Annotated in this window: 17 protein-coding genes; 13 read left to right on the forward strand and 4 right to left on the reverse strand. The window is 59.9% G+C overall.

Going from position 1 to position 20,142, the window contains the following annotated elements:
- Window positions 1-256 precede the first annotated feature (256 nt).
- The 10 genes from CKW26_RS20185 (at window position 257) to CKW26_RS20230 (ending at window position 12,304) form a co-directional block, all read left to right on the forward strand.
- Window positions 257-1,303: an isopenicillin N synthase family oxygenase gene (locus CKW26_RS20185; RefSeq protein ID WP_095049870.1), complete on the forward strand. Its 1,047-nt coding sequence runs from the start codon at window positions 257-259 to the stop codon at window positions 1,301-1,303.
- Window positions 1,304-1,330: 27 nt separating this feature from the next.
- Window positions 1,331-2,140 (forward strand): MetQ/NlpA family ABC transporter substrate-binding protein, encoded by an 810-nt coding sequence (locus tag CKW26_RS20190; RefSeq protein ID WP_095049871.1) that lies wholly within the window; start codon window positions 1,331-1,333, stop codon window positions 2,138-2,140.
- The gene (locus tag CKW26_RS20195) at window positions 2,137-2,937 is read left to right on the forward strand and encodes a methionine ABC transporter ATP-binding protein (protein ID WP_095049872.1); all 801 of its coding nucleotides are present in this window, start codon (window positions 2,137-2,139) and stop codon (window positions 2,935-2,937) included. The genes CKW26_RS20190 and CKW26_RS20195 overlap by 4 nt, the downstream gene beginning before the upstream one ends.
- Window positions 2,934-3,605 (forward strand): methionine ABC transporter permease, encoded by a 672-nt coding sequence (locus CKW26_RS20200; protein WP_007950374.1) that lies wholly within the window; start codon window positions 2,934-2,936, stop codon window positions 3,603-3,605. Before CKW26_RS20195 ends, CKW26_RS20200 begins: the two co-directional genes overlap by 4 nt.
- 8 nt (window positions 3,606-3,613) lie before the next feature.
- Window positions 3,614-5,170 (forward strand): sugar ABC transporter ATP-binding protein, encoded by a 1,557-nt coding sequence (locus CKW26_RS20205; RefSeq protein WP_095049873.1) that lies wholly within the window; start codon window positions 3,614-3,616, stop codon window positions 5,168-5,170.
- Window positions 5,163-6,188: an ABC transporter permease gene (locus CKW26_RS20210; RefSeq protein ID WP_095049874.1), complete on the forward strand. Its 1,026-nt coding sequence runs from the start codon at window positions 5,163-5,165 to the stop codon at window positions 6,186-6,188. The genes CKW26_RS20205 and CKW26_RS20210 overlap by 8 nt, the downstream gene beginning before the upstream one ends.
- 23 nt (window positions 6,189-6,211) lie before the next feature.
- Complete coding sequence (locus CKW26_RS20215) at window positions 6,212-7,267, forward strand: substrate-binding domain-containing protein (RefSeq protein WP_095049875.1); 1,056 nt, start codon at window positions 6,212-6,214, stop codon at window positions 7,265-7,267.
- A gap of 148 nt (window positions 7,268-7,415) precedes the next feature.
- A complete protein-coding gene (locus CKW26_RS20220) occupies window positions 7,416-8,081 on the forward strand; it encodes a sulfite oxidase-like oxidoreductase (protein ID WP_095049876.1) in 666 nt (221 codons plus the stop codon).
- Window positions 8,082-8,511: 430 nt separating this feature from the next.
- A complete protein-coding gene (locus tag CKW26_RS20225) occupies window positions 8,512-10,899 on the forward strand; it encodes a TonB-dependent siderophore receptor (protein WP_095049877.1) in 2,388 nt (795 codons plus the stop codon).
- A complete protein-coding gene (locus CKW26_RS20230; RefSeq protein WP_095049878.1) occupies window positions 10,889-12,304 on the forward strand; it encodes an APC family permease in 1,416 nt (471 codons plus the stop codon). The genes CKW26_RS20225 and CKW26_RS20230 overlap by 11 nt, the downstream gene beginning before the upstream one ends.
- A 189-nt stretch (window positions 12,305-12,493) precedes the next feature.
- Here CKW26_RS20230 and CKW26_RS20235 read toward each other — a convergent pair whose 3' ends face one another.
- The 4 genes from CKW26_RS20235 to CKW26_RS20250 form a co-directional block, all read right to left on the reverse strand.
- The gene (locus CKW26_RS20235; protein WP_095049879.1) at window positions 12,494-12,955 is read right to left on the reverse strand and encodes a DUF3574 domain-containing protein; all 462 of its coding nucleotides are present in this window, start codon (window positions 12,953-12,955) and stop codon (window positions 12,494-12,496) included.
- Window positions 12,956-13,152: 197 nt separating this feature from the next.
- On the reverse strand, window positions 13,153-15,537 hold the full coding sequence (locus tag CKW26_RS20240; RefSeq protein WP_095049880.1) for a DUF3772 domain-containing protein: 2,385 nt from the start codon (window positions 15,535-15,537) through the stop codon (window positions 13,153-13,155).
- 168 nt (window positions 15,538-15,705) lie between these two features.
- A complete protein-coding gene (locus CKW26_RS20245; RefSeq protein ID WP_095049881.1) occupies window positions 15,706-15,936 on the reverse strand; it encodes a hypothetical protein in 231 nt (76 codons plus the stop codon).
- Between the two features lie 136 nt (window positions 15,937-16,072).
- The gene (locus CKW26_RS20250; RefSeq protein ID WP_095049882.1) at window positions 16,073-16,951 is read right to left on the reverse strand and encodes a LysR family transcriptional regulator; all 879 of its coding nucleotides are present in this window, start codon (window positions 16,949-16,951) and stop codon (window positions 16,073-16,075) included.
- Window positions 16,952-17,108: 157 nt separating this feature from the next.
- On the opposite strand from CKW26_RS20250, the gene CKW26_RS20255 reads away from it, so the two are divergent.
- The 3 genes from CKW26_RS20255 to CKW26_RS20265 all read left to right on the forward strand — a co-directional run bounded on the left by CKW26_RS20255 (window position 17,109) and on the right by CKW26_RS20265 (window position 20,129).
- Complete coding sequence (locus tag CKW26_RS20255) at window positions 17,109-17,534, forward strand: VOC family protein (RefSeq protein WP_026000724.1); 426 nt, start codon at window positions 17,109-17,111, stop codon at window positions 17,532-17,534.
- Window positions 17,535-17,646: 112 nt separating this feature from the next.
- The gene (locus tag CKW26_RS20260) at window positions 17,647-18,903 is read left to right on the forward strand and encodes a cation:dicarboxylate symporter family transporter (RefSeq protein WP_095049883.1); all 1,257 of its coding nucleotides are present in this window, start codon (window positions 17,647-17,649) and stop codon (window positions 18,901-18,903) included.
- A 122-nt stretch (window positions 18,904-19,025) separates the two neighbouring features.
- On the forward strand, window positions 19,026-20,129 hold the full coding sequence (locus CKW26_RS20265; RefSeq protein WP_095049884.1) for an alkene reductase: 1,104 nt from the start codon (window positions 19,026-19,028) through the stop codon (window positions 20,127-20,129).
- Window positions 20,130-20,142 lie beyond the last annotated feature (13 nt).

Here is a 20,142-nt window from a genome sequence, read left to right on the forward strand (position 1 = left end):
CAACCCGGTTGTTCAGGTCGCCGTATACCGCAAGACAACCCGGTCGGCTCCCTCTCCCTCTGGGAGAGGGCTGGGGTGAGGGGAAAAGAGGCCTAAGGTAATGCGAAAAAGATATTGGCTACGTATTTTTAAGATCGTTTAGTTTTGTCTCAACGACGAATCAAAACGCATCAAACCGATAGACCCCCGATTGCCATGACGGCACACGCTGAATCGATCACAGGTTTTTCAGGTTTGATTCACACGGGAGTGAATCATGCCGCATACCCTCGATATCACCGGATTACCGACGCTGGACCTGTCGCTGTTCGAAGGCACGGCGCAACAGCGCTACGAATTTCTCGAAAACCTGCGCCACGCCGCCCGCGACGTCGGCTTCTTCTACCTGACGGGCCACGGCATCGACAGTGACTTGCTCAAGCAAGTACAAGCCCACGCCCGGCAGTTCTTCGCCTTGCCCGACAGCGAAAAAACCGCCGTTGGCATGATCAATTCACCGCACTTTCGCGGTTACAACCGTGCCGCCTCGGAGATCACCCGTGGCCAGCCCGATCTGCGCGAGCAGTTTGATCTGGGTGCCGAGCGCGAGGCGTTGCCATTGACGGCGGGCAGCCCGTTCTGGGCGAGGCTGCAAGGCCCCAACCAATGGCCGACGGCACTGCCGGAACTGAAACCGTTGCTGCTGGAATGGCAGGAGGCGATGACGCGGATGTCGTTGCGCCTGCTGCGTGCGTTCGCTCAGGCGTTGTCGCTGCGCGCCGATGCGTTCGATCAACTCTACGGCGACAAACCCAACGAACACATCAAGTTGATGCGCTATCCCGGCCAGTCCAGCGAGTCGAGCCACCAGGGTGTCGGCGCGCACAAGGATTCCGGTTTCCTCAGCTTCCTGCTGCAAGACCAGCAGGCCGGGCTGCAGGTCGAGATCGAAGAGGGGCGCTGGATCGACGCGTTGCCGCGTGAGAACACCCTGGTGGTGAACATCGGCGAACTGCTCGAACTGGCCAGCAACGGTTATCTGCGGGCCACGGTGCACCGAGTCGTGTCGCCGCCGGAGGGCAGTGAGCGTCTGTCTGTCGCGTTCTTCCTCGGTGCGCAACTGGATGCCGTGGTGCCGCTGTATCCGCTGCCCACCGCACTGTTGCGCGAGGCGCGCGGGCCGGCGAGTGATCCGCTCAATCCGCTGTTTCGCGATGTTGGCTGGAACTACCTCAAGGGTCGTTTGCGCTCGCATCCCGATGTCGCGCAGCGCTTCTACGCCGATGCGTTGCTGCCACCACCGCCCGTTCGTAAATCCGCCTGACTCAACCACCGCTCAAGGACTCCGCACATGATCAAGAAAGCAGGTTTGACCCTGGCCGTGCTCGGCGCGCTGGTGACGTCGTTCGGTGCGCAGGCGCTTGAGCCGCTGCGCGTGGCTGCCGACCCGGTGCCCCACGCGCAGATTCTGGCGTACATCCAGAAGATCGATCCGCAGCTGAACCTCAAAGTCATCGAGATCCCCAACGGCGTGAACTCCAACGAGCTGTTGGTGCACGGTGACGTCGACGCCAATTACTTCCAGCACCTGCCGTACCTGAAATCCCAGGAAAAGGCCCTCGGCGAGAAACTGGCGGTGGCGGCCACGGTGCATATCGAACCCTTGGGCATTTACTCGCACCGGCACAAAAGTTTCGCCGACGTGCCGGTAAAAGGCACCGTCGCCGTGCCCAACAACGTCACCAATCTGAGCCGCGCGCTGTACCTGTTGCAGGACAACGGCCTGATCAAACTCAAATCCGGCTTCAACGACCCGGCGGCGGACCAGGCAACGCCCAAGGACATCGCCGAGAACCCGAAACAGCTGAAGATCCTGGAAATCGAATCACCGCAGATTCCGCGCTCGTTGGACGACGTCGATCTGGCCGTGATCAACGGCAACTACGCGCTCGACGCAGGTTTGGTGCCGGCCAAGGATGCCTTGGGTCTGGAGAAAGCCGAGCACAACCCCTACGCCAACATTCTGGTGACCACGCCGAAGCTGGAGCACGACCCGCGTATCGCGCAACTGGCCAAGGACCTGACGTCGCCCGAGGTCGCCAAATACATCACCGATAACTTCGCCGGTTCAGTGATTCCGGTGGCGGGCAGCAAGCCATGATCGCCGTCGAGCAGTTGAGCAAGACTTATCCTTCGGCCGCGCAACCGGCACTCGATCAGGTCTCGCTGAGCATTCCCGACGGTGCGGTCTACGGGATTCTCGGGCGTAGCGGGGCGGGCAAGTCGACGCTGCTGCGTTGCCTCAACCTGCTCGAACGGCCAGACAGCGGACGGATCCTGATTGACGGTGTGGATCTGCTGAAGCAGTCCGACAGTGACTTGCGCAAACAACGCCAGCGCATCGGCATGATCTTCCAGGGCTTCAACCTGCTGCATTCGCGCACGGTATTCGACAACATCGCGGTGCCGCTGGAGATTGCCAATGTCGGCAAACCGTGGCGCCACGTGCGGGTTCGCGAGCTGTTGGAACTGGTCGGTTTGAGTGACAAGGCGCAGGCCTTTCCCTCGCAATTGTCCGGCGGCCAGAAACAGCGCGTCGGGATTGCCCGCGCCCTGGCCGCAGAGCCGGCGTACCTGCTTTCGGATGAAGCCACCAGTGCACTCGATCCGGAAACCACCGAATCGATCCTGCAATTGCTTCGCGACATCAATCGGCAACTGGGCGTGACCATCGTGCTGATCACCCATGAACTGGAGGTGGTCAAGTCGATCTGCGACCACGCCGCTTTCATGGCCAACGGACGTCTGGTCGAAGCCGGGCCGGTGCCACGGCTGCTGGCCGATCCGCAATCCCAGCTGGGCGCTTCGCTGCGGCCGACCTGCGGCTTGCCGCTGGGCCACGCTGAGCCAGGCCTGAGTTTTCTCAAACAATACGGCGTACGGGCTGCGCACTCATGAACCGTACGGTCAATTGGGATGAAATCCTGCAACTGGTGTTCAACGCCACCGGTGAAACCCTGTACATGGTCCTGCTCGCGGGGCTGTTCACGCTGCTGATCGGCTTGCCGTTAGGCGTGTTGCTGTTTATCAGTCGTCGCGACGGACTGTTGCCGATGCCACGCCTGAATGCCGTGCTGGGTGGCGTGGTCAACCTCGGCCGTTCACTGCCATTCGTGGTGATGCTGATTGCCCTGATCCCGCTGACGCGGCTGGTGGTCGGCACAACGCTGGGCAGCACCGCCGCCGTGGTGCCGATCACCATCGGTGCGTTTCCGTTCTTCGCGCGCATCGTCGAAAACGCTCTGGACGAAGTCGACAAGGGTCGCATCGAAGCGATCCTCGCCATGGGCGGCGACATCGGTCATGTGATCTTCAAAGTGTTGTTGCCCGAAGCGCTGCCGGCGTTGCTGGCCGGGATCACCTTGACGCTGGTGATGCTCATCGGTTTTTCCTCGATGGCCGGGGTGATCGGCGGTGGCGGGCTCGGTGATCTGGCGATCCGTTACGGCTATCAGCGGTTCAACAATGAAGTGATGGTTGCCACGGTGGTGGTGTTGGTGATCCTCGTTCAGGGCGTGCAAAGCCTGGGTGATCGATTGGTTCGTTCGCTGGCGCATCGCCGCTAAGGATTTGTATGAGTGTGCCGGTCGCTGTAGTTCGCGAGCCACTGATTCGTGTGCGTGAGTTGAGCAAAATGTTTGGTGCGAGTCGGGCGCTGGATGCCGTCAGCCTGGACATCTATCCCGCCGAAGTGGTGGCGCTGCTCGGTGCCAATGGCGCGGGCAAGTCGACTCTGGTGAAGATCCTCGCGGGCAGCCAGACTGCCGACGCTGGCGAGATCTGGCTGGAGGGCGCGCCACGGCATTTCAGTTCGCCGCTGTCGGCGCGGCGCTTCGGTATTGTCGCGGTGCATCAACAGATCAACGAGGGCATCGCACCGGGTTTGAGTGTCGCGGAAAACCTCCTGCTCGATGAACTGTGCAAGCCGGACGCGGACTTCTGGCTCAATCGCAAACACCTGCTGGAGCGCGCCGCAAGCATTGCCGCCGGGCTGGGTTTGACTTTGCCGCTGGAGCAACCGATCGAGCATCTCGGTCAGGCCGAACGGCAATTGGTGGTGCTCGCTCGAGCCTTGGCGTTGCAGCCGCGCCTGCTGATTCTGGATGAGCCGACAGCAGCACTTTCCGATGCCGAAGCGCGGCGCTTGTTTGGTTTGATCGACACCTTGCGCACTCGCGGCGTGGCGATTCTGTACATCTCCCATCGACTCTCCGACCTGCAGCGCGTGGCGGATCGCGCCGTCGTTCTGCGCGATGGCCAGTTCGCGGGCGAGTTCACGGCACGGCAATTACCCGACGCGGTGAGCGCCATGCTCGGGCAGGCGCTGGCCGAGCATGTTTACCTGCCACGCGTGGCCGGGCGCGAAGTGTTGAAACTCAACGCCATGCAAATTCTGCCGCGCTCCGCCGCGTTCGATCTGAGCCTGCACGAGAATGAAGTGGTGGTGCTGACCGGGCTGTTGGGTGCCGGTAAAAGTGAAATCGCCGAGGTGCTGTTCGGCCTGCGTAAAGCGACCTCGGGCCGCGTGCAACTGGATGGTGCTGACTGGCGTGCGGACTCACCGTGCCAGGCCATCCAAAGCGGGGTTTTCTTCGCGGCCGAAGATCGCGCCAGTCGATCGCTGGTACCCGATTTCACTTTGCGTCGCACCCTGACTTTGCCGTTTCTCGAGCGCTTTACCCGCGGCGGTTTCATCCGCAACCGCGCCGAAGCGGCAGCGGTCGAGGCACAAGTGGCGGCGCTGGGGATCAAGACTGCCGGCATCGATGTGCCGATGACCGCGTTGTCGGGCGGCAATCAACAGAAAGTCGTGCTCGGCCGCTGGCTGCTCGGCGAAGGGCGGGTATTGATCCTTGATGAACCCTTTCAAGGCGTCGACGTGCGCGCCCGCCGCGACATCGGCCAACTGCTGCGCGACAGCGCCGAGGGGCGCGCGACTTTAGTGATTTGCGCCGACGTCGATGAAGCCCTGGAAATTGCCGACCGCATTCTGCTGGTGCGCGATCACGCCGTGGTCGCCGAGTACCCGCGTGCCGGCCTCAATCGTGCTGATCTGGTCGCCGCACTGGCCGGCAGCGACGTGACCGAACATTCCCCTCAAGCCACGCCAAGGAGCAGAGCGAGTGCCTGATTCAAGTTCGCTGTTATCGACCGAGCCGGCACGTGCCGAACGTCTGCTGCACGGGTTGATCCGCTACGGCCTGTTGTGGTTGCTGGCGCTGATCGTGGTGTTTTTCAGTGTGGCCGAGCCGGCATTTCTGCGCGTCGGCAACCTGTTCAGCATCCTGCAATCGGTGTCGATTGTTGCGCTGCTGGCGCTGGGCGTGACGCTGACCATGGCGGTCGGCGGTCTCGATCTGTCGATTGGCGCGGTGGCGGCGATGAGCCTGATGATCGCCAGTTACGTGATGGTCGTGCTCGGCTGGGGCGCGTTGCCGGCGGTGTTGATCAGTCTGGCGGGCGGTGCGCTGGTCGGCCTGCTCAACGGTTGGCTGATCGTCAAACTGCGGGTGCCGGACATTCTCGCGACGCTGGGCAGCATGTTTCTGGTAATCGGCGTGCAACTTATTCCCACGGGCGGACGCTCGATTGCGGTGGGCATGACCTTGCCCAGCGGTGAGGAAACTGAAGGTACGTTCAGTGCCGCATTTCTTGCGCTGGGGCGTGGGCGATTGTGGGAGGTGGTGCCGATTCCGGTGTTGATCACGGCGGTGGTTGCGGTGGCGGTGTGGCTGTTTCTCGAACGTACGCGCATTGGTCGTTTGTTCTATGCCATCGGCGGCAACGAGCAAGCCGCACGACTGGCCGGTGCACCGGTGCAGCGTTTCAAGTTATTGGCTTACGTGCTCTCGGCGTTGCTCGCATCGCTCGGCGGATTGTTGCTGGCAGCGCGCCTGGGTCGCGGCGACGTCAGTTCGGGCAACGGTCTGGTGCTGGATGCCCTCGGCGCAGCGCTGATCGGTTTTGCCGTACTCGGCGCGAAGAAGCCCAACGCCTTTGGCACCCTGGTCGGTGCGCTGCTGGTGGCGGCGCTGCTCAATGGCCTGACCATGCTCAACGCGCCGTATTACACACAGGATTTCGTCAAGGGACTGGTGCTGGTGCTGGCCCTGATGTTCACCTTCGGCCTCGCGCATCGGGCGCGTTGAGCCGCTTTATTCAAGGAAGTTGCATGCACGGTTCAATCACACAGTTCGCCCGTCATTGCCTCGCCGGCGCGTTGCTTTCGGCGATGGCACTGAGCGCTCAGGCCAAAGCCTTGCCCGGCGCACCCGCACCGTTCGACAAAGGTCAGGTGCAGATCGCGCTGGTGGGGTATTTGTTCTCTGGGGACTTCCCCGAGGCGTATTTGCGCGGCGTCGAAAAACAGACCGAAGCGCTGGGGGCCAACCTGCGGATATTCGATGCCCGGCAGCAAGCGGCGAGTCAGGGCGAGATGATCGATCAGGCTGTCGATCTCGGCGTCGACGGTATCATCGTCCAACTCGGTTTGGCCGAAACCCTGAAAGCACCGATCGATCGGGCGATCGCCAAAGGCATCAAGGTCGTCGCCTTCGATGTCGATCTGAACACCCCGCAAGTGACCCAGGTCGAGCAGGATCACCATGCGCTGGCGCGTCTGGCCCTCGATCAAGCCGTCAAGGACAACGGCACGAAGTTCGATGCCGGCTATGTGTACATCAGTGGTTTTACGCCAATGGAGCGCCGCGATGAGATCTGGAGTCAGGTCAAGAAAGCCAATCCGGGAATCGTCGAGAAGGCACGCTTTGGCACACTGAATCCGCCGATTGCCAACTCCGTGGCGGATCAGGCCAGCGCCGTGCTTCGAGCCAATCCAGGCATCAGCGTGATCTTTGCACCGTTCGATGAGTTCGCCAAAGGCGCAAAAATCGCCGTCGACGAAGCGGGGCTGGCGAGTAAGGTGAAGATCTACAGCGCCGATATTTCCACCGCCGATATTCAGATCATGAAAGAGTCGGACAGCGCCTGGGCGGCGACGGCGGCGGTCAATCCGCAAGTGGCCGGGGCAATCAGTGTGCGCAGTCTGGCGATGTTGATTGCCGGGGAAAATCCGGGGCATCAGGTGCTGGTGCCGCCGACGCTGATTACCCGTCAGCAGTTGCTGGATCTGGATGTGAAGAACGTTCGAGATCTGGCGCAGAAGCTACCGAGTTTTGGTGATACCGCGAATGTCGCACGGGCGTCGTGGATTCCGGTGGCCAACTAGATCCTCCTATCGACAACGATCCCCTGTAGGAGCGAGCCTGCTCGCGATAGCGGATTTGAATCCAACATTGTTGCCGGCTGATTCACCGCTATCGCGAGCAGGCTCACTCCTACAGGAGATTGGGGGCACCCTTGAAAATGGAGTGACTATGCACAACAAAGCCTCACGCTTACGCAAAAGCCGTTCGCCGAAAGCCGATCCGGCTCTTGGTAAACGACTACCCCCAGGCCAGGTACTGACGGAGCGATTTCCGATCCTGCACGAAGGCGAAATACCGAAATACGACCTCGCCAACTGGTCGCTACGCCTGTCCGGCACGCTCGCCCAGCCAATCGAATTACGTTACGCCGATCTGCAGGCATTGCCGCAACGAAAACTGCGCTGCGACATACATTGCGTGACACGCTGGTCGAAGTTCGACACCAAATGGAGCGGGGTGCATCTGCAGGATCTGTTGCAGGCGTTCGACATCCAGCCGACATCAGCGTTCGTCATGGCTCATGCCGACCCCGATTACCAGACCAACTTGCGACTTGAGGATCTACTGCATCCTGACACTCTGCTGGCCACCCATTACGCCGGCCAGCCGCTGACCGCGCAACATGGCTGGCCGCTACGGCTGGTGGTGGCGGGGCGGTATTTCTGGAAGAGCGCGAAGTGGCTGCGTGGGCTTGAATTCGTTGAGCAGGAACAACCCGGGTTCTGGGAGCAGAACGGCTTTCATCTGCACGCCGATCCGTTTGCCGAACAGCGATTCAGTGGTGATGAACTGGATATTGCCGAGGATGCCTGGCTGGAAAAAGCGTTCGATTGAGTAATGCCCGACGCAGATCAAAACTGTAGGAGTGAGCCCGCTCGCGATAGCGGAGTATCAGTAAAAAAGTTGTCAGCTGACACACCGCTATCGCGAGCAGGCTCACTCCTACAGGGATCCTGCATTTCAATCTAAAAAATTTAGTTTTAGTTGGTTAAAGTGTTGGCTCAGCAACACTTTTGTTGAACTAAGAACAATCCTTTAGAGCGATCTAACCTAAGCGTTATTGGTTCTTTTACGGCCCGCAGCCGCTCGTCTAGCATCGGCTTTCAAGGGAAACGACTCACGCTGGGGAAACTGCAACTCACCGTAAAAAAGCCTTCACTGCCTTCCAGAAATCCAAAACTACAGCAGACATTGCCGCGCATTGCTTGCCGAACTTTATTGTCGGCAACGGCCGGGTATTAACTGCGATTCAAGGAGCTGTTATATGCATTACCGTTCCCGTTCATTACTGGCGGCTGCCGTTGTGTCCGCTGTTTGGCAACTTTCGGCCAACGCCGAAGAAACTTCGGCAAGTGCCGACAACGAATCCCGACTTGGCACCGTGTTGGTTACCGGCACCCGTGGCACTTCACGAACCGTGCTCGATTCGCCGGTGCCAGTCGATGTGCTCACCGCCGAAGACCTCAAATCCGCCGGCGCCGCTGATGGTGAACTGGGCGCGGCGTTGCAGACGCTGTTGCCGTCCTTCAGCCTGCCGCGCCAATCCAACTCCGGCGGCGCCGACCATGTGCGCGCGGCGCAACTGCGCGGCATGAGTCCGGATCAGGTGCTGGTGCTGGTCAACGGCAAGCGCCGCCACACGTCAGCGGTGGTTAATGACTCCTCTAAAATCGGGCGTGGTACCGCACCCGTGGATTTCAACTCGATCCCGCTCAGCGCGATCAAACGCATCGAAGTGCTGCGTGACGGTGCCGGCGCGCAGTACGGCTCCGACGCGATTGCCGGGGTAATCAATATCATCCTGGATGACGCGCCGGAAGGCGGCGAGGTGTCTACCAGTTATGGCGCCTATCACACCCATCAGGACGCCATCGACAAGACCACCACCGACGGCCAGAACAGCGTGACCACGGCGAAGATCGGCACGCGTTTGGGCGAGGAGGGCGGGTTTATTCGTGGCGGCACCGAATACAAGGATCGCAACCCGACCAACCGCGCCGGTTTTGACGGCTTTGCCGATACCCCCGGCCAGCGCAACTATGTGATGGGCGACGGCGTAGCGCGGGACGTCAACCTTTGGTTCAACAGCGAATTGCCGCTGGCCGGCGGCAAGGCCTACAGCTTCGGCACCTACAATCAGCGCCACACCACCGGCGCCGAGTTCTATCGCTACCCGTCCGAACAGCCGCAGTTCTACCCCAACGGCTACTTGCCGCAATCGCTCGGCGACAACAAAGACATCTCCGCCACCGCCGGTTTCAAAGGCCTGATCGGTGACGAGTGGGACTTCGACAGCAGCGTCACCCACGGTCGCAATCGCTTCGATGGCTCGACCCGGCGCACGCTTAACGTCAGCCTCGGCGAAGACTCACCGACGAAGTTCGACACCGGCGATTACGAGCTGCGCCAGACCACCACCAACCTCGACTTCAGCCGCGAACTGCGTCTCGGCGAGCGCTCGTTCGTACTCGCGGTTGGCGGCGAATACCGCTACGAAAACTACCTGACCTACGCCGGTGACGAGGCCTCCTACATCGGCTCCGGAGCCGACGGCGCCAATGGCCTGCGCCCGAGCGAAGAGTCGGATCTGGATCGCAACGTGTTCGGGACTTACGCCGAGTTGTCCGGCGATCTCACCGACCGCTTCTTCGTCGACGCCGCTACCCGCTGGGAGCATTACGACGATGCCGGCAGCAAACTGACGGGCAAGCTCAGTGGTCGCTACAAACTCACCGAGCAATGGGCCTTGCGCGGTGCGGTATCGAACAACTTCCGTGCACCGTCACTGGCCCAGAGTGGCTTCCAGAACACCACCAGCAACTTTGGCGATGGCGGCACGCTGACCGACATCCGCGTGCTCTCGGTCAACGACCCGATCGCCCGCGCACTCGGCGCCGAGAAGCTTGATCCGGAAACCTCGAAGAACTTCAGCCTCGGCCTGACTTTCCAGTTGAACGAACGCTTCGATGCATCCCTGGACGTGTTCCGCATCGACGTCAAAGACCGCATCACCCTGTCACAACGCATTGGCAGCGATGCCCTCGAAAACTACATCAACGACAACTTCGGCGTTGCTGGCGTGCACGACGTCAACTTCTTCACCAACGCCGCCGACACCAGCACCCACGGCGCCGAACTGGTGCTCAACTACCACCAGCCGTTCTACGAAGGGCAACTGGGCCTGACCACCGCGTACACCTACAACCACACCAAAGTCACCAGCACCAAAGCCACGCCGTCGCAACTGACGGCGCTGGGTATTGGCAATGACGCCCTCGTTGGTGTCGAGGAAACCAACACCCTGACCGACGCGGCGCCAAAGGATCGTTTCATCTTTTCCGCCAACTGGGCCAGCGAACACTGGGGCCTGCTTGGAAGATTGACGCGCCAGGGCGAGACCACCCGTGTCTTCGATTTCGGCGATTCGCAACCGGAGCAAACCTACGGCGCTGTGTGGCAGCTGGACGCCGAGGTGGCCTACAAATTCACGCCGAAATTCAACATTGCCGTGGGCGGCAACAACCTCACCGACAACTACCCGGAACGTTCCGGTTCGGCGATCAACTACGGCGGTAACCTGCCATACGACGTGCTCTCGCCAATCGGCACCAACGGCGCCTACTACTACGCCCGCGCTACCTATGGTTTCTAACGCGGGACCGGGGCGGCATCTACCGGTGTTTCAGGCGTTGCTGATCACGCTGGGCATGGTGATCACCACCGACATCCTGAAAACCGCGCCGACCGTCGCCCTCAACGTCGGGCCAGAGCATTTCTATCTGGTGTGGGGGCTGGGCGGTGTCGCGTCGATGATTGGCGCAATGTGTTTTGCCGAGATGGCCACGGCGTTTCCGCACCCGGGCGGCGATTATCACTTTCTGCGCACGGCGTATGGCGAGCGCATGGGATTCCTGTTCGCCTGGTCGCGGTTTTCGGTGATGCACACCGGGTGGATAGCGTTGTCGGCGTTCATGTTTGCCGATTACGTCAACGCGGTGGTGCCGCTGGGGCAGTACGGTTCGGGGCTGTTTGCCGGGGCGGTGATTGCCGCGTTGGTGCTGCTTAATCTCACTGGCAAGCACATTGGTTTTATTACCCAGACCTTGTTGGTGGGGCTGTTGGCGCTGGGCTTTTTGAGCATCGCCAGTGCCGGTGTTTTTCTGGCCTGGCAAGGTATCGAAGCGCCTGCGCCGAGTCTTGCGCCCGTCGCGCAAAACACCGGTATGGCCGGGTTTTCGGCGGCGATGATTTTCGTCTTTCTGGCGTTCGGCGGCTGGAGCGATGCGGCAACATTATCGGCAGAGGTTCGCGATGGTCGACGAGGGATTTTCATTGCCATGCTCGGTGCGCTGAGCGTGTTGATGGCGATCTATCTGGCGCTCAATTGGGCGTTCGTTCAGGGCTTGGGATTCGCTGGACTGGCCGCCAGCAATGCACCGGCGGTTGAGTTGTTGAACCGTGCTTTCGGTGCACCGGGTGTCATGCTGATTTTGCTGATGGTCGGTATCGCCGCGATCGCGACCATCAACTCGACCCTGCTGGTCGGCGCTCGCACCACTTACGCTGCTGCGCGCGATGTGCCACAACTGCGCAGCTTCGGCGCCTGGGATGACCGCCATGGTGTACCGCGCAAAGCGTTACTGGCGGAAGGAGCGGTGGCATTGTTGCTGGTGCTGTTTGGCAGTTTTACTCAGAGCGGCTTCAACACTATGGTCGAGTACCTGACCCCGGTTTATTGGCTGTTTCTGAGTTTGAGCAGCGTAGCGCTGATCATCCTGCGACGGCGCTTTCCCGAGGTGCCGAGGCCGGTGAAGGTGCCGTTGTATCCGCTGTTGCCGCTGCTGTTCTTCGGGTTGTGCCTGTACATGCTGTATTCCAGCGTGACGGTGGTGGGGTTTGGGGCGTTTTTGGGGATTGCGGTGTTGCTGGTTGGTGCCGTGCTATTGGCCGGGTTGAGCCGTTTAAAAGCGAACCCTCATCGGAAACGCCGCCCGCCCAGCCCTCTCCCGGAGGGAGAGGGGGCCGACCGAGGTGTCTTGGGGGATACATCGACCTGAAAGACCGAATCGATTATGGGCTCAGTGAAGCAAAAACAGGCTGGGGTCGATTACGGATTCAGTGGTGCAAGTTCAGGCTGATTCGATTACGGATTCAGTGAGCCATGCTCAGGTCGGCGTAAATCTCCAATATCCCCGGATCGGTTCCCTCTCCCTCTGGGAGAGGGTTAGGGTGAGGGGCTTCTGATTCTAGAAGGACACCTCCGCCGGCTGCGACAACCGCAGCACCGACAAGTCCCCCGTAATACGCTTGTAAGCCAGGCGAATCGCTTCAATGTTGCCCGCATTCTTCGGGCTGTTCTCATGCAAGATCACAATCACCTTGGTGCTCAAGCGTTCAGGCTCTTTCGCGCCCTTATCCCGCCACTGCCCATAAGCATCGAACACACTGAAACCATCAGGAAATCGCGACGTCACCTCCTGATCAAGAAACTCGCGCCAGCGCGCCGGGCTGACTGCACCGTCCTTGCCATCGATCGAACCAACGGAGAAGTACAACTCGGTGCGAATCCACTGCGCCTGCGCCGGCCGCGAAATATCACCTTGCAAGGTCGAACTGGCGGGATCATGGGTGTGAACGGACGCAGGAGGAGGGCTGGCACAACCGGCGACGGCGACGAACAGCGCCGCCAGTAGAAAACGTCGAGGCATGGAACATCCTTATTGAACGATGAGTAAACCGCTCGAGTATAAGGTTGCCGTCTGACCGCCAATAAAGACCTAAAAAGCAGGCATTTAGGCGCTTCCGGAATAACCCTTCACCGCGCAAAAATTGTGGGAGCGAGCCTGCTCGCGAAAGCGATTTTTCAGACAGCGAAAATATTCCATGCCAGAGCCTTACCGATTCATTACGCACTCGCCGGCGGTTTCGCCAACGCAATCTCTGCCGCACCCAGCCGCTTGAGAATCTCGAACAGCAAATCACTTTTGGTCACCCCGACAATCCTCGGGCTAGCCACGTACCCGGTCACCGTCAAAGTAATTCCGTCCGGCGACAATTTGCTGAAGCGCACGAACGGTGCCGGTTTATCGAGGATGGTTTCGTTCTCCCGATACGTGTTGAGCAACAGGTCTTTCACCTCTTCAGGATCGATATCCAGCGGGAACACCAGTTCCAGTGACGCCACGCCTTGCGCGCTGCCGCCCAGGGTGACATTGCGCAGGTTCTGCGAGATCAGTTGCGAGTTGGGCACGATGACGATCGAGCGGTCGCTGAGCTGGATTTCCGTGGCGCGCACGTTGATGCGGCGGATGTCGCCTTCCACACCACTGATGCTGATCAAGTCGCCGACCTTCACCGGTCGTTCGGTGAGCAGAATCAGCCCCGAGACAAAGTTCTTCACGATCTCTTGCAAACCGAAGCCGATGCCCACCGACAACGCACTGACGATCCACGCCAGATTAGTCCACTGCACGCCCAGCGACGACAGCGTCAGCAGAATCACGAAGGCGTAACCGATATTGGAAAACAGCGTGCTCAACGAGGCACACATGCCCGGGTCCATGTCGGTCCTGGGCAGGAACTCGTTGTCGAGCCAGCGACTCAGGGCGCGGATCAGCCAGATGCCGATCATCAGCGCCAGCACGGCATTGAGCAGGTGGCCGGGGACGATGTTCAGCTTGCGCAACCCGGCGCCGCCAAGGATCGCCATGATGTTGCTCGCCAGTTGCCCGAGCGTGGTGCCGATGCCACCGACAAACAGAGCGATCACCGCCAGCAGCATCAGTGCGGCCCGACTGAAGCCGGACAGCAGGATCGAGATCTGATCGAGGCGGCGATCACCGATGCCCAATAACTGTTTGAGCGCCTTACCGCTCGCATGTCTGGGTGAAAATACGTGCTCGCAGACGTCCTTGATCAACTGGATCAGCAGGTAGAAACCCGACAAGACAATGTACGCCCACACCAGCTCATAACTGATGAACCGCGCCAGCGACACGTAGCCAGCCAGCAGCGCGATCGCCGAGACAAACATCGAGACGCTGGCAAGGGTGTAAATCACCCCGGCAAACGTACTGTTCGCCGCTGCCGCATCATTGGCCGCGACCAGCGCCTTGCGCACCTTGCCGACGCGCAACAACAGGACCGTCACGATCGCCAGCACAACGATCGAAATGACCCCGCGCCCGGCAATCACGATCTGGCTGCTCATGCCGGTGGCATTGCTCACCTGCACCAGCGTCACCAGCACCAATAACGTGCAGGACAGGATGCGCGGGTAGGGCCTGAGCGCCAGCGCCACCGAATCGGCAATCGCCGGCAGGCGCCACGAGGGATGTTCGGTCGACAGCAACGCGCGGCTCAACCCGGTTAGCAGCACGCACGCATACACGACTTTTTCGAACTCTTCGGAGAAGGTTTCCAGCACTGGCGGCAAAGGTTGATGACGGGTGCAGGCGTAGAACAGTAATTGCAGGGCAATGGCGGTGGTGGCGATGGTCGCCAGCGCCGAGGCGAACGCCAGCGCACTGCGGCGCAGACGTCCCTCGGGCATGCGGTAAATGCACACCCAGGTCAGACCGCGTTCGGCCAGCCGGCGGCCGAAGGTCCAGATGATCAGTGCCAGCGCCATCAACATACTGGTGTAGATGCGTTCGCCCGGCGCCCACACGGTGGCCCATGTGTCGCGCACCTGCGCAACGAAAAAGCGCAGACGCTGGCGATCATCGTCACTCGGACTCACCAGCGGCGACCAGAAACTGGGACTCAGCACGCTGTCAGTGCCCAGCGTCAGCTCACTTTCCAGCAGTGTGCGGCGTATCCCGGCGATCTGCGTAATCAGATCCGCCGCGCTCTGCTTCAGCGCCGCCAGGCTCTTCAATGTGCCGTCGACCTTGCTCTTCTGCTCGGCCAACGACGCCCGTTGCGCGACGATGTCTGCCTGCTCTTCCGCTAGATCGGCATCCGGCGCGGCCCCCAGCACCCCCAACTGCACTGCCAGTTGCGCCTGCTGCGGCAACAACGCCGCCGACAACCGATCGACATCCAGAATGAACGCCTGCACCCGATCCTGCGGGCCTTCGAGCTGGTTGTAATTGTTCGCTGCGGAAATCTGTTGCTTGAGGCCGTCGAGGCGTTGTTGCAGCGCCTGCAGTTCGCTTTGCGAAATCACCGGCAGCGGCGCGGCGGCGGTGGTTGCCGGCGCCGGCAAGTCGGCGGCCCATAGCGTCGGACTGCCGCCAACCGCCAGCATGAATGCGAAAAAAAACAACGACTTCAATGTGTTGCGCATGGGTGAGGCGGCTCGAATGGATCACACAGTCTATGAGGTTAGGTGATCGAGGCGATTGGCGCGCAAAAGTTTCCCGCAGAGCAGGGCCGGTGAGCAGAACTTGCAGACGCAAAAAGCCCGACGGGTGAGGTCGGGCCTTTATTCGGTGACGGCGGTAAAGCGCTGCACTCAGACGGCGCGGCGTTCGAGCAAACGGTCGGAACCCCCTTCGGCAACGGCATCGCTGAACAGCGGGTCGGTTTCGGTGGCGGCGGCAACGGCATCGCTGAACAGCGGATCAGTCTGGGTGGCGGCGGCTACTGCGTCGCTGAACAGCGGATCGGTTTGAGTCGCGGGAGCGGCAACAGCATTCAGGGCGAACAGTGAGAAAGCGATGCTGAGAAGGGCTTGGCGTTTCATGAGTGTGTGCTCCGTGATGTAGTGGTGGGGTCTGGAGCCGATGTTACGCCGCGCATTTGATAAGAGAACTTCATTGAATCAATGGTTGTTATTGATGCGGTTAATGGCTGTGCTTTGTGAAGGCGCAACCCTGCACTCAGTCATAGCCGATCTTGACCTGCGCACTGATCAGCTCGGCCAGCATCCGTACAGGTTCGGTGAAGGTCTGGCGCGATCGGTGCACCAGCCCGATATCACGGTGGAACGTGTGCTGACCGAGGTCGAGCACCCGGACGCCGGCAGGCCAGGCAAAGCCGGGCGCCGTCTGCGGCACCAGCGCCACGCCGACACCGTTTTCGACCAGTTTGATAATTGCCTCCAGTTCATCCAGCTCGCAGACCTCGTGCAGGGTGAAATGCATCTGCCGTAAAAAGCGGTCGACCTGCCTGCCGCCGAAAGAGGAGCGGTCATATCGTATAAACGGCTGGCTACAAAGTAATTGGCTCCAGTCATCGCCCGGCACATCGCGTGGCACGATCAACCGGTAAGGCTCCAGCGCCAGCGTGGTCCAGCGCAGATCACTTTGCAGTGAGAAGGGTGGGCGGATGATCACGGCCATGTCGATCTCGCCAGCATCCACCAGATTGACCAGTTCCATCGACAACCCCGGAACGATCCGGGATCTGCACTGCGGGCAGTGCTGGTGAAACTTCGCGAGTGCATCGGGTAGATAAGAGCGCTGCACCGACGCAATGGCGCCGATGTTGACCAGCACGCTGGGCGGCAGCCCCACCGTTGTCGAGCCGAGGCTGTCGTAGAGCCTGAGCAGTTCTTGCGATTGCAGCAGTATCTGGTGGCCCATTCTGTTGAGGTGTGCCGAGCGCCCCTTTCGGTCGAAAAGCTCGAAGCCGAGTTCGGCTTCCAGGCGCTGGATCTGGGCGCTGACGGCAGCCTGCGTGAGTCCGATCCTGTTGCCGGCTGCAGCGAAAGTACCTTCGCGTGCTACGGCGATGAGTGTCTTCAGTTCTTTGATCATTCACAAATATTAATTGTGTTTCTAAGAAATATATATTGATTTTTATGTTTGGTTTTCCGCCCTAGGATGTTTCCCATCCCCCGGCAGCGGCTGAACCCAAGGCGCCGATGACGGCAGGAATGTTCACCAACCAACAAAAACATGATTGGAGTTTCTGATGAGCCTCTCGCCTTTTCACCTCGCTATCCCCGTTTACGATCTGGCTGCAGCGCGCACCTTTTACGGTGAAGTCTTTGGTCTTGAAGAAGGGCGCTCCAGTACTCAGTGGGTCGATTTCGACTTTTATGGCCACCAACTGGTGATTCATGAACACCCGAAAACCGCGTCCCAGGAAAGCGTTCACAGCAACCCGGTCGACGGTCACGACGTCCCTGTTCCGCACTTCGGCATCATTTTGGGATGGCAACAGTGGGAAGCATTGGCCGAACGTCTGAAGTCCTTTGGCACCGAGTTTGTGATCGAACCTTACATCCGCTTTCAAGGGCAGGTGGGTGAGCAGGCCACCATGTTCCTCTTTGATCCTTGCGGTAACGCCCTGGAGTTCAAGGCGTTCAAGGATATGAGCCAGCTCTTCGCCAAGTGACAACCGTCATGGCACAACCCGGTTGTGCCATTTGGTCCCTAGTGAGCTGGAAGCTCATGACTCTAGCAACTGCCGCTGACGCAGACCTTTCCTTCCAACAAAAAGGCTAGACATGAAACGTATTCCCCTGGTGTGGCAAATCGTTGCCGGGCTGTTGCTTGGCGTGCTCGTCGGTTGGTATTTCAATACCCATCCGCAATATCAAACGTGGGTCAGCACGGAGATCCTGAAGCCCCTCGGTGACATCTTTATCAAGATGATGAAGATGGTGGTTGTACCGATTGTCTTCTGTTGCATGATTCTGGGCATCGCTGGCGGTGGCGATAACAAGTCGTTTGGCCGCATGGGCATCAAGTCGCTGGGTTATTTCTTTGCTATTACCGCGCTGGCCATTGTCATCGGCTTGTGTTTCGCAAACCTCTTTGAACCGGGTAGCGGCACCGATATTTCCGGCCTGTCGCATGGCACGGCATCGATCAACATGGAGCCCTCGAAAGGCGCGCTGGTGATCGTGCAGAACATCGTGCCGGACAATGTTCTGGTGGCGATGTCGGAAGCGAAATTGCTCTCGGTACTGTTCTTCGCCGTGCTGTTCGGCCTCGCCCTGAATGCGCTGCCAAGAGAAAAAAGTGCGCCAGCCATCGCGGTGGTTCAGAGCATTTCCGATGCGATGTTCAAAGTGGTCTCTATTGTCATGGCCTACGCGCCGGTTGGTGTCTTCGGCATGATTGGCGCCACGGTCGCGACCTTTGGTTTTGCCTCGCTGTTGCCATTGCTCAAGTTGATCGGCGTGGTTTACCTGGCGCTGGTGGTCTTTGCATTGGTGATACTCGGTGGCATTTGCTACTTGATTGGGGAGAACATTTTCAAATTGATTCGCTACTTCCGCAGTGAATTGATTCTGGCGTTCTCAAGTGCCGCATCCGCCGCCGTCATGCCGCAGTTGATGAGCCGTTTGGAGCGCTACGGTGTACCGCGGCGGATCGTCAGTTTCGTGGTGCCGGTGGGCTATGCATTCAATCTGGACGGCGCTTCGATTTTCCTCGGTGTCGCGACGATCTTTGTGGCGCAGCTCTATGGCATCGACCTGTCACTGTCGCAGCAGATCCTGCTGGTGGTGACGATGGTACTGACGTCGAAAGGCGCGGCGGGGGTGCCCGGGTTTGCCATCATCATCCTCTCCGCTACGTTGGCTTCGGCCGGTCTGCCCCTGGAGGGCGTGGCATTGATCGCGGGTATTTTCAGGATCATCGACAGCGGTACGACCACGCTGAACGTATTGGGCAATGCCATCGCACCGCTGGTGATTGCCAAGTGGGAAAGAGCCGCGCTTGAACCGTCAGGTGTTCATCCCGCTGCCGAAGTGTGAGCCTTCAAGCGTCGGCCCCTCACGTTTGAAACCGCACCGATAACGAGTGCACGCCCGCTGGCGCAGGGGCGTTTTTTTTGGGTTGCTTTACTAGACGACCGGTCTATTGAATAGGAGTGCTTATGATTGATAACGCTGTTGATACCGACCTTTTTTCGCCCATGCAGATGGGCGCGCTGCAATTGGCCAATCGAATTGTCATGGCCCCCGTGACGCGCAGCCGGATGGCCGACGACGGCGTACCGAATGAAATGCATGCGACTTACTACGCTCAGCGTGCGAGTGCAGGTTTGATCATCGCCGAGGCGACGAACATTTCCGCTCAGGGACGTGGCTATGCGATGACGCCGGGCATCTGGTCGCAAGCGCAGGTCGCCGGGTGGAAACAAGTCACCGATGCGGTGCACGCGGCCGGCGGAAAAATCGTCTGCCAGCTGTGGCACGTCGGGCGTTTTTCCAGTGTCGAGTTGCAGCCCAATGGCGAAGCGCCGGTCGCACCCTCGGCCATCAAGGCTGAGGGCAGCACGTATACCGAGAAAGGTTTTGTCGAGGTATCGATGCCTCGCGCGCTTGAGACCGCGGAAATTCCCGGAATCATCGAGCAGTACAAACTCGCCGCCGAGAATGCCAGGCAAGCCGGGTTCGATGGCGTCGAAGTGCATTCGGCCAATAGTTATCTGCTCGACCAGTTTCTGCGTGATTCGACCAATCAGCGCACGGACCTCTATGGCGGCTCCATCGAGAACCGTGCCCGGCTGACGCTGGAAGTGACGGAAGCGGTGGCGTCCATCTGGGGCAGCGACCGTGTCGGTATCCGCCTGTCTCCGGTGACGCCCGATGCCGGCAATACGCCGCCCGACAGCAACGTCATGGCGACTTACGGCTACCTGATCCAGCAACTCAATCGATTCAATCTGGCCTACCTGCATTTCGTCGAAGGCGCCACCGCCACTTCTCGCAGCGTTCCTGCGGGCGTGGATCTCGACGCGCTGAGTGCGCAGTTCGACGGCGCGTTCATTGGCAACAACAACTATGACCTGGCGATGGCGCTTGAGCGTCGGGCGCAGGGCCGTATCGATGCGGTGGCGTTTGGGCGTTTGTTTATTGCCAACCCCGACCTGGTCGAGCGCTTACGCCATGGTCTCGAACTGACCATTGCCCCGCGTGAGAGTTACTACGGCGGTGGCGCGAAAGGCTACATCGATTGGCCAACCGCTAACGCCTGAATGGCAATCCTGA

It is taken from the genome of Pseudomonas sp. Irchel s3h9, assembly GCF_900187475.1.
Taxonomy (GTDB): domain Bacteria; phylum Pseudomonadota; class Gammaproteobacteria; order Pseudomonadales; family Pseudomonadaceae; genus Aquipseudomonas; species Aquipseudomonas neuropathica.

What these genes read in the sequence shown, in the direction of transcription:
- CKW26_RS20185 (WP_095049870.1), top strand. Translation starts at nt 257, where the DNA reads ATGCCGCATACCCTCGATATCACCGGATTACCGACGCTGGACCTGTCG.
- CKW26_RS20190 (WP_095049871.1), top strand. Translation starts at nt 1,331, where the DNA reads ATGATCAAGAAAGCAGGTTTGACCCTGGCCGTGCTCGGCGCGCTGGTG.
- CKW26_RS20195 (WP_095049872.1), top strand. Translation starts at nt 2,137, where the DNA reads ATGATCGCCGTCGAGCAGTTGAGCAAGACTTATCCTTCGGCCGCGCAA.
- CKW26_RS20200 (WP_007950374.1), top strand. Translation starts at nt 2,934, where the DNA reads ATGAACCGTACGGTCAATTGGGATGAAATCCTGCAACTGGTGTTCAAC.
- CKW26_RS20205 (WP_095049873.1), top strand. Translation starts at nt 3,614, where the DNA reads ATGAGTGTGCCGGTCGCTGTAGTTCGCGAGCCACTGATTCGTGTGCGT.
- CKW26_RS20215 (WP_095049875.1), top strand. Translation starts at nt 6,212, where the DNA reads ATGCACGGTTCAATCACACAGTTCGCCCGTCATTGCCTCGCCGGCGCG.
- CKW26_RS20220 (WP_095049876.1), top strand. Translation starts at nt 7,416, where the DNA reads ATGCACAACAAAGCCTCACGCTTACGCAAAAGCCGTTCGCCGAAAGCC.
- CKW26_RS20225 (WP_095049877.1), top strand. Translation starts at nt 8,512, where the DNA reads ATGCATTACCGTTCCCGTTCATTACTGGCGGCTGCCGTTGTGTCCGCT.
- CKW26_RS20230 (WP_095049878.1), top strand. Translation starts at nt 10,889, where the DNA reads ATGGTTTCTAACGCGGGACCGGGGCGGCATCTACCGGTGTTTCAGGCG.
- CKW26_RS20235 (WP_095049879.1), bottom strand. Translation starts at nt 12,955, where the DNA reads ATGCCTCGACGTTTTCTACTGGCGGCGCTGTTCGTCGCCGTCGCCGGT.
- CKW26_RS20240 (WP_095049880.1), bottom strand. Translation starts at nt 15,537, where the DNA reads ATGCGCAACACATTGAAGTCGTTGTTTTTTTTCGCATTCATGCTGGCG.
- CKW26_RS20245 (WP_095049881.1), bottom strand. Translation starts at nt 15,936, where the DNA reads ATGAAACGCCAAGCCCTTCTCAGCATCGCTTTCTCACTGTTCGCCCTG.
- CKW26_RS20250 (WP_095049882.1), bottom strand. Translation starts at nt 16,951, where the DNA reads ATGATCAAAGAACTGAAGACACTCATCGCCGTAGCACGCGAAGGTACT.
- CKW26_RS20255 (WP_026000724.1), top strand. Translation starts at nt 17,109, where the DNA reads ATGAGCCTCTCGCCTTTTCACCTCGCTATCCCCGTTTACGATCTGGCT.
- CKW26_RS20260 (WP_095049883.1), top strand. Translation starts at nt 17,647, where the DNA reads ATGAAACGTATTCCCCTGGTGTGGCAAATCGTTGCCGGGCTGTTGCTT.
- CKW26_RS20265 (WP_095049884.1), top strand. Translation starts at nt 19,026, where the DNA reads ATGATTGATAACGCTGTTGATACCGACCTTTTTTCGCCCATGCAGATG.